This is a genomic window from Microbacterium sp. B24, assembly GCF_000333415.1.
In the GTDB taxonomy this organism is placed as follows: Bacteria; Actinomycetota; Actinomycetes; order Actinomycetales; family Microbacteriaceae; genus Microbacterium.
In genome coordinates this window covers 1-8,378 of sequence record NZ_BADB01000171.1, presented here as the reverse complement: position 1 = coordinate 8,378, position 8,378 = coordinate 1, and the positions used below count along the sequence as shown (strand labels likewise).

Annotated in this window: 10 protein-coding genes and 1 pseudogene; 1 reads left to right on the top strand and 10 read right to left on the bottom strand. The window is 69.9% G+C overall.

Annotated elements, in window-relative coordinates:
• Nucleotides 1–364, top strand: a 364-nt coding sequence (locus I5I_RS04430; RefSeq protein ID WP_036316856.1) for an FCD domain-containing protein, incomplete at its 5' end; no start/stop codon positions are given.
• 126 nt (nt 365–490) lie between these two features.
• Here the strand turns inward: I5I_RS04430 and I5I_RS04425 are convergent.
• The 10 genes and pseudogenes from I5I_RS04425 to I5I_RS04380 all read right to left on the bottom strand — a co-directional run.
• On the bottom strand, nt 491–1,249 hold the full coding sequence (locus tag I5I_RS04425) for an amino acid ABC transporter ATP-binding protein (RefSeq protein WP_036316854.1): 759 nt from the start codon (nt 1,247–1,249) through the stop codon (nt 491–493).
• Nucleotides 1,246–2,092 (bottom strand): annotated as a pseudogene (locus I5I_RS04420) (amino acid ABC transporter permease). The gene I5I_RS04425 and the pseudogene I5I_RS04420 overlap by 4 nt, the downstream one beginning before the upstream one ends.
• A gap of 22 nt (nt 2,093–2,114) precedes the next feature.
• Nucleotides 2,115–2,978: an ABC transporter substrate-binding protein gene (locus tag I5I_RS04415; protein WP_036316851.1), complete on the bottom strand. Its 864-nt coding sequence runs from the start codon at nt 2,976–2,978 to the stop codon at nt 2,115–2,117.
• 106 nt (nt 2,979–3,084) lie between these two features.
• A complete protein-coding gene (locus tag I5I_RS04410; protein WP_036316847.1) occupies nt 3,085–3,771 on the bottom strand; it encodes an NAD(P)H-dependent oxidoreductase in 687 nt (228 codons plus the stop codon).
• Nucleotides 3,768–4,220 (bottom strand): MarR family transcriptional regulator, encoded by a 453-nt coding sequence (locus I5I_RS04405; protein WP_036316844.1) that lies wholly within the window; start codon nt 4,218–4,220, stop codon nt 3,768–3,770. Before I5I_RS04405 ends, I5I_RS04410 begins: the two co-directional genes overlap by 4 nt.
• Before the next feature lie 66 nt (nt 4,221–4,286).
• Nucleotides 4,287–5,084: a transglutaminase-like domain-containing protein gene (locus tag I5I_RS04400; protein WP_036316859.1), complete on the bottom strand. Its 798-nt coding sequence runs from the start codon at nt 5,082–5,084 to the stop codon at nt 4,287–4,289.
• Nucleotides 5,085–5,165: 81 nt separating this feature from the next.
• Nucleotides 5,166–5,969, bottom strand: a complete 804-nt coding sequence (locus tag I5I_RS04395; protein WP_036316842.1) for an HpcH/HpaI aldolase family protein — start codon at nt 5,967–5,969, stop codon at nt 5,166–5,168.
• The gene (locus I5I_RS04390; protein WP_036316840.1) at nt 5,954–6,739 is read right to left on the bottom strand and encodes a 2-keto-4-pentenoate hydratase; all 786 of its coding nucleotides are present in this window, start codon (nt 6,737–6,739) and stop codon (nt 5,954–5,956) included. Before I5I_RS04390 ends, I5I_RS04395 begins: the two co-directional genes overlap by 16 nt.
• A 171-nt stretch (nt 6,740–6,910) precedes the next feature.
• Nucleotides 6,911–8,059 (bottom strand): 3,4-dihydroxyphenylacetate 2,3-dioxygenase, encoded by a 1,149-nt coding sequence (gene hpaD / locus I5I_RS04385; RefSeq protein WP_036316837.1) that lies wholly within the window; start codon nt 8,057–8,059, stop codon nt 6,911–6,913.
• A 1-nt stretch (nt 8,060) separates the two neighbouring features.
• A partial coding sequence (locus tag I5I_RS04380; protein ID WP_036316836.1) for an aldehyde dehydrogenase family protein occupies nt 8,061–8,378 on the bottom strand: 318 nt, incomplete at its 5' end.

The window sequence follows — 8,378 nt, the reverse complement described above, 5'->3', positions numbered from 1 at the left end:
GCGTCGCCTCATCACCGAGGCGCAGGGCTCGGTCTGGTCGCCCGCGACGCGCGCGACGATCGAGGCCGCGATCGATGACCTCGCCGATGCCGAGGCCCGCGCCGACTGGCCCGCGACGATCCGCGCGCACGCCGCTGTCCATCGCGCGATCGTCGAGGTCGCCGACAGCCCTCGTATCGCGCAGGCACACGCGGCGCTCGAGTCGGAGGTGCTGCTGCTGCTGACGCATGTGCGTCCCCACTACGCGCCGGGTGCGCTCGCCGCCGAGCATCGCGCCTACCTCGACGCGCTGCCCCGCGACGGGGGAGCGGCCGTCCGCGCGCATCTCGACCACTCGACGCAGCTCATCCGCGCCGCCCGCTGAGCGCGCAGCCACCGTGCTCCGCAGAGAGTGACGAACTCCGCACGTTTTCTCGGCATCCGTGCGGAGCTCGTGCGATTCTGCGGAGTTCGTGCGCCGCGCTGAGGCGGGCGTGAGGCCCGCCGGCCGTCAGCCGGAGACGCGTGACAGGAACGCCCGCGTCCGCGGGTGCTGCGGCGCGGCGAACACGGATGCCGCGGCGCCTTCCTCGACGATGACGCCGTCGTCGAGGAAGACGACCCGGTCGGCCACGTCACGGGCGAAGGCCATCTCGTGCGTCGCCATCAGGATCGTCGTTCCCTCCGCGGCCAGAGCGCGTACGAGTTCCAGCACCTCGCCCACGAGCTCGGGGTCGAGCGCGGAGGTGATCTCGTCCAGGAGCAGCACTTCGGGATCGGTCGCGATCGCCCGCACGATCGCCGCCCGCTGCTGCTGGCCGCCGGAGAGACGGTCGGGGTGTGCCGTCGCGAACTCCGCGAGGCCCACGCGTGCGAGCAGATCGTGCGCGCGCTCTTCGGCCTGTGCCCGCGGCATCCGATGCACGACGCGCGAGGCGAGGGTGACGTTGTCGAGCACCGACAGGTGGGGGAACAGGTTGTAGCTCTGGAAGACGGCCCCCAGGCGTGCGCGCACGCGGTTGCCGTCGACGCGGGGGTCGGAGATGTCGAGGTCGCCGAGCCAGATGCGCCCGTCGTCGATGGGCTCCAGAAGTCCCAGGCAGCGCAGCAGTGTCGACTTGCCCGATCCGGACGAGCCGATGAGGGCCACCACCTCGTGCGCGGCCAACGAGACGGAGACGCCGCGCAGGACGTCGCGCTCGCCGAACGACTTCCAGAGCTCGTCGGCGCGCAGGACGGAAGTGCCGGATGCCGCGGCGTGCCCGCTCACAGGATCGACCCCTGCTGCTCGCGCTCGCGCAGTCGAGCGGTGTACCAGTCGGTCAGGCGGATCGTCGGGATGGCCAGCAGGATGAACAGGATGCCGGCGACGACGTACGGCGTGAAGTTGTAGCTCAACGACGCCGACGAGCGGGCGGCGGCGATGGCGTCGATCGCGCCGAGGATCGAGATGAGTCCCACGTCCTTCTGCATCGAGATGAAGTCGTTCATGAGGGGCGGCGTCACCTTGCGGACAGCCTGCGGCAGCACGACCCGCCGGAGGGTCTGCACGTAGCCGAGGCCCAGGGCGCGGGCCGCCAGCCGCTGCGACGGGTGCACCGCCTCGATGCCCGCGCGCAGCACCTCGGCCACGTAGGAGGAATAGGTGAGCGTGACCGCCACGACGCCGAGCACCACGACGGGGATCCGCGTGTTCATGATCGTCGGCACGCCGAAGCCGATCAGGTAGAGCACGATGATGAACGGCAGACCGCGGAAGAGATCGGTGTAGGCCGCCGCGAGGACGCGCAGCGGAAACAGCACCGGCCCGCGCGCGGTGCGCAGCACCGCGATCAGAAGGGCAACGGCCGACACGGTGACGAGCGAGAGGCCCAGCACCTGCAGATTGATGAGGAAGCCGTCCCAGATCTTCGGCAGTGACTGCAGTGCGATCTGCGGGTCGAAGAACGCCTGCTGCACGCTCGCCCATCCGGGGCGTGTTGATGACGCTTGCCCAGACGATCGCGGCGAACACGAGGCTCGAGGCGATTGCGACGAGCACCGAGCGCCGCTGCCGCCCGCGGCGGAACGCGCGCCGCTCGAGCTCGAGTGCGCTGGGGGAGTGAATGGTCACGGACCGACGTTACCCGAGCGGGTCACTTCAGCTGCGGCACGCCCTCGGTCAGCACCGACAGCCACTGCTTCTTCAGCTCGTCGAGGGTGCCGTTCTGGCGCAGCGTGTCGACGGCGGCGCTGACCTTGGCCGTCAGCGGCGAGTCCTTCGCCAGCAGCAGTCCCCATTGGTCGGGGACGCCGGCGGCGGGCAGTTCGCCGACCACGAACGAGTTGTCGATGTAGGGGGCGTTGACCGCGACGTATGCGGTGGGCGTGTCGAGCACGATCGCGTCGATCTGGCCGGCCTTGAGCGCGGCGACGGCGTCTTCGTTGGAGTTGTAGAGCGACGGCGCGGTGGTCGGGGCGATCGCCTTCTCGAGCGTGGCGGCGCTCGTCGAGCCGGTCATCGCTCCGATCGCGAGCCCCTTGAGTCCGGCGATGTCGGTGATGCCCTGGGCCTTTCCGCCCTTGATCGCGACGACCGACTGGCTCGCTTCGTAGTAGGGCGTCGAGAAGTCGACGGCCTGCTTGCGCTCGTCGGTGATCGTGTACTGCTGGATGTTGATGTCGAAGTTCTTCGGTCCGGGCGCGATCGCCGACTCGAACGACGTCCGCACCCAGACAACATCGTCCTTGGCGAAGCCGAGCTGATCGGCAACGGCGTACGCGACCGCTGCTTCGAAGCCCTTCCCGGATGCCGGGTCGTCGCCGTAGACGTACGGCTCGTACGCCGTCTCGCCCGTGGCGAACGTGAGCTTTCCGGGGGTGATGTAGCCGGCATCCGTGCCGGCGGAGTCGGACGCCCCACCCGCCGGAGTCGACGTCCCTCCGGCGCAGCCGGCGAGGACGAGGGCGAGAGCGGCCGCGGTGGCGGCAAGGGCGGTGCGCAGGATGGGGCGCGGCATGGAGACCTCCGGGTGGGATGAGCGGCGCGCCGAATCGTGTGCGCGGATGCCGCGACATCCATCTTCCCCGCTGGCGTGGTGCCGGGCCTCGCCGGGCGACGCTTTGTTACAGGGTCTTCACCCGCGCCGCCCGAGGTGGGCGAGAGGTGTCGTCGGTCGAGGGGCGCCGCGCGCGGCGGGGTGATGCGGCGTCGGTGTTGCCGTGCCGCGCCACGCGCTCGATCCAGCCGCGGCGGGCAGTGTCATCGCTGAAGCGCACGGGCGTGAAGCGTGCGATGCCCACCGTGCGCACGCCGCAGTAGCCGAGAGTCGCCCGGGAGAGCGATGCTTCGGCGGCGCCGCGGTAGACGAGGCGGTTCCAGAACCGAGGAGAGTCCATCGTCATGACGATGCGTGCCGTGCGACCGCCGAGGAGACGGTCGGACAGGGCAGAGCGTTCGCGATAGCGAAACGTTGCGTTCGAGAGGAAGACACGGTCGATGAACGCCTTCAGAGCTGCCGGTACGGTGCCCCACCACTGCGGATGGAAGATCGCGATGTGATCGGCCCAGAACAGGTCGTCCAGGTACCGGGCGACGTCCGGATCGAGCGGCAGATCGTCGGTGCGGCCGACGCGCGGCGCGCGCAGCTGGTCGCGCGTGCGGGGATGGTCGGGAATGGGGTCGTGAGCGAGATCGATCAGGCGCACCTCGGCGCCGGCGGCGCGGGCGCTCGACACGTAGCTCTCCGCGAGCGCGTGGGTGAGGGTATCGGGCAGGGGAGTGCCGACGATGACGAGCAGGCGGCGGTTCATGGCGTGCGACCTTTCGCGAGGACGATGTCGGTGAGCGCCGACAGATGGGCGTTGAGCGCGGCGGGGGTGATGCCGGTGCCGGAGGAGACCGGATCCAGGCGCGGATCGGCGAGCATCTGGGCGAACTCGGCCTCGAGCTCGCCGCCGGCCACGCGCACCAGCTCGACGCCCTTCGGGGTCAGCTCCAGAAGGATGCGGCGCCCCTCGCCCGCGGTGGTGCGCAGCCACCCGTCGGCGACCAGGGCCGGGACGCGCTTGCTGACCGCGGCCTTCGTCACGCGCAGGCAGCGTGCGAGCCCGGTGATGTCGATCGGCGCCCGCTCGGAGAGGGTCGCCAGGATCTCGAACAGGTTGAAGGTCACGCCGTGTCTGTCGCGCAACCAGGCGTCCGCGAACAGATCCAGTTCGCCGACGAGCTCGTGGAGGGTGACGGTGAGACGGGCGGCCATAGCCAGAGTCAACCAGTTGACATCCCTGGTGTCAACTGGTTGACTCGCGCGGTCAGCAGATGCTGATCAGGAGATGCTGATCAGCCGATCCAGGTCGTCGTCGGGAAGGGTGTCGGCGGTCGCGGTCACCTGCAGGTCTACGAGGTCGGCACGTCCGCGAAGGATGTTGAGGAAGGCGGTGTCCGCGGCATCCCTGCCCGTCGCGATGCGAACGAGCGTGTCGCGGGGTGCCAGGGTGGTGGCGTCGACGACGCGCCAGGCGCCGTCGACCCATGCTTCGGCGACGGCGTGGAAGTCCATGGGGTCGAGTCCCGGCGCGTACACCGCGACCAGTCGTGCGGGTACGCCGCCCGCGCGCAGAAGGGCGACGCACAGGTGGGCGTAATCGCGGCAGACGCCGCGGCGGGCCAGGAGCGTGCGGACGGCGCCGTCGGTCGGCAGGCTCGAGCCGCTGACGTACGACAGCTCGGTGCCCACCCACGACGACACACCCGTCAGCAGGTCGCTCGAATCGGTGATGCCACCGAACTCGGCCGCGGCCGTCGGCGCGAGTGCGTCGGACTCCGCGTAGCGGCTGGGGCGGCCGTAGACGAGCAGTTCCGTCTCGTCCGCGTCCAGCGGCGTGGCCGCGCCGTCGATGGTCGCCGCGTAGTCCAGTCGCAGGCGGCCGATCGGCGCGTCCACCCGGTGGAGGCGACCTCCGTGTGCGTCGGCGAGTTCGCGCACCGGCACGGGTGAGCCGTCGACGCGCACGTCGAGGGACTCGGATGCCGGGGCATACGCCCGGGATGCGGCCACGGCGAACACGAGGTCGGCGGGGTCGGTGACGTCGAGCTCGATGCGGGCGGTGACGATCCTCTGCATGCTCACAGGGTGGCATGGCGCCGCGCCGGCCGCGCGGGGGTTGACAGCAGCTCGACGCGTGTCGACGCGCGGCGCCCCGTGTCAGTAGGAGTCGCGCTCGGTGTGGTCGTGCTCCGTCACCCATCGCGCCGCGAGGGCTTCCGACCCGCGGGCCAGGAGCGCCACATCGGCGTCGACGAGAATGAAGGCGGCGCCGTCGTCGAGGTAGGTCTGCGCGAGCTGCGGGTCGAACGCGTTCACCCCGACGGGAAGACCCGCTGCGCGCACGGCGGCGAAGGTACGTCGCACCGCGTCGACCACGTCGGGGTGCGTCTGCTGCCCCAGAAGTCCGAGCGAGGCGGCGAGGTCGCTCGGTCCGACGAACACGCCGTCGATGCCCTCGACGGCGGCGATCTCGGCCGCCGCATCGACGCCCTCGGCGTTCTCGATCTGCACGAAGACCGACACGGAGGCGTCGGCGTTCGCCAGGTAGTCCTCGACCCGGTTCCATCGAGCCGAGCGCGCCAACGCCGAGCCCACGCCGCGCCGACCGCGCGGGGGATAGCGCGTGGCGGCGACGACGGCGCGCGCCTCGTCGGCGGTGGAGACCATGGGCACGAGGATGTTCTGCGCGCCGAGGTCGAGCACCTGTTTGATCGTGACGGCATCGCCGATCGGCACGCGCACGACCGGGGTCGCGCCGGATCCGTCGATCGCCTGCAGCTGAGCGAGAACCGTGTCGAGCGTGTTGGGGCCGTGTTCCATGTCGACCAGAAGCCAGTCGAGCCCCGATCCCGCCATGATCTCCGCGACCAGCGGTGAGCCGGTGCAGACCCAGCCGCCGACGAGGGGGCGCGATGCCGCCCCCAGCCGGTCGCGAAGGGTCGCCCTCAGACGAAACGACACTCGATCACCCCCATCTGTCCGAAGTCGCAGCGCACCGTGTCGCCGCGCTGCACCCACACGGGCCGTGTGAACGATCCTGCCAGGATGATCTCGCCCGCCTCCAGGCGCGCTCCGTGCTGGTGGAACTTGTTGGCGAGCCACGCGACGCCGGTCGCGGGGTGGCCGAGCACGCCGGCGGCGACGCCTGTCTCCTCGATCTCTCCGTTGCGGCTGAGCACGCCCGGCACCCAGCGCAGATCGATCTCTTCGGGGCTCATGTGCACGTCGCCCAGCACCATGGCGCCGTAGGCCGCGTTGTCGCTGATGGTGTCGACGATGGTCCGCCCCTCCAGCTCGATGTGCGAGTTCAGCACCTCGAGGGCGGCGACGGCATAGTCGATCGCGGCGAGGGCGTCCTCCCGCGTGCAGTCGGGACCCTCCAGCGGTGTTTTCAGCACGAAGGCCAGTTCGACCTCGATGCGCACGTTCGAGAAGTGATCCACGGGGATCTCCGCGCCCGAGCGGTAGACGGTGTCGTCGAACATGACCCCGTAGTCCGGTTCACTGATGCCCGTCGCCTGCTGCATCGCCTTCGAGGTGAGACCGATCTTGCGCCCCACGAGGGTGCGCCCCGCGGCGATCTGCGTGTCGCGCCAGCGGCCTTGGATCGCGTAGGAGTCCTCCACCCCGGCATCCGGATACCGCGCGGTGATGCGCGGGATCACGCTGTGGGTGCGGTCTGCCTCGGCGAGTTCCGCCGCGATGGCGTCGATCTGTGCGTCGCTGAGCATGTGTCTGCTCCTCTGAGCTTCTGGGTTCGCGGTCCGTGTCCCACTTCCGCCGGTGTGTGTCCCACTTCCTGTCGGCTGAGGAGTGCTGTGACAGCCGAAAGTGGGACACGGCGGGCGGGACGCAGGAGGGTGCGGGGGGGGGGATAGGGGATGCCGGGGGCGGCCGGGTGGTCAGAGCTGGTTGCCGAGCTTGAACTCCCCGGCGCCCACCTCTTCGGGGGCACGGGTGTAGCTGAAACCGTCCGCGCCGATCGTGACCGCCATCTCGCTCGCGTCGGTACGGGCGCGCACGGGCTGCGGATTGCCGTCCAGATCGAGCACCACGGATCCGTCGGTGTACCAGGACGGGACGACGGGGTTTCCCCACCAGTCGCGTCGCTGGTTGTCGTGCACGTCCCAGGTGACCACCGGGTTGTCGGGATCGCCGGTGTAGTAGTCCTGCGTGTAGATCTCGACGCGGTGACCGTCGGGGTCGCGCAGGTACAGGTAGAACGCGTTGGAGACGCCGTGCCGACCGGGGCCGCGCTCGATGGAATCCGAGCGGCGCAGGGCTCCGAGCTTGTCGCAGATGGCCAGGATGTTGTGCTTCTCGTGCGTCGCGAAGCACACGTGATGCATGCGGGGTCCGTCTCCGCCGGTCATGGCGGTGTCGTGCACCGTGGGCTTGCGGCGCATCCAGGCGGCGTAGACGATGCCCTCCTCGTCCTGGATGTCCTCGGTGACGCGGAAGCCGAGGGACTGCATGAAGCCGACCGCGCGCGGCACGTCGGGCGTGATCTGGTTGAAGTGGTCGAGGCGCACGAGCTCGCCGGGGGAGTAGAGGTCGTAGCGCCACGACAGGCGCTCCACGTGCTGGGTCTCGAAGAAGAACTCGTACGGGAAGCCCAGCGGATCCTCCACCCGCACCGAGTCGCCGATGCCCTTCGTGAACCCGTCGGGTCGGCGCTCGACGCGGCATCCGAGCTCCGAATAGAAGGCCACCGCCTTGTCGAGATCCTCCGCCGACCGCACGCGGTACGAGAAGGCGGCAACGGCGGCGATCGGGCCCGTGCGCAGGACGAGGTTGTGGTGGATGAACTCCTCGGTCGAACGGAGGTAGATCGTCTCGTCGTCCTCCTCGGTGACGTGCAGCCCGAGGATGTCCACGTAGAACTCGCGGGATGCCGCGAGGTCGGTCACCACGAGCTCCATGTACGCGCAGCGCAGGATGTCGGGGGCGGCGACAGAGGGCGTCGGGATGGGATTGTCCGCGTGGATCGGCGCCTCCTGCGAGACGAAGAATCCCGAGGAGGTTCGGATCATCTGGCTGCGGTCGGTCATCTCAGGCTCCCTTGCCGAAGGTGGGATTGTGGGCGGGGCCGAGCGTGATGTGCACGGCCTGCTGGTCGGTGTAGAAATCGATGGAGCGGTAGCCGCCCTCGTGGCCGAGGCCCGATGCCTTGACGCCGCCGAAGGGTGTGCGCAGGTCGCGGACGTTGTTGGAGTTCAGCCACACCATGCCGGCCTCGACGCTCTGGGCGAAGTTGTGCGCGCGCTTCAGATCGCTGGTCCAGACGTAGGCGGCCAGACCGTACGTGGTGTGGTTGGCGAGGGCCAGGGCCTCCTCGTCGGTGTCGAACGGGGTGATCGCGNGACGGGC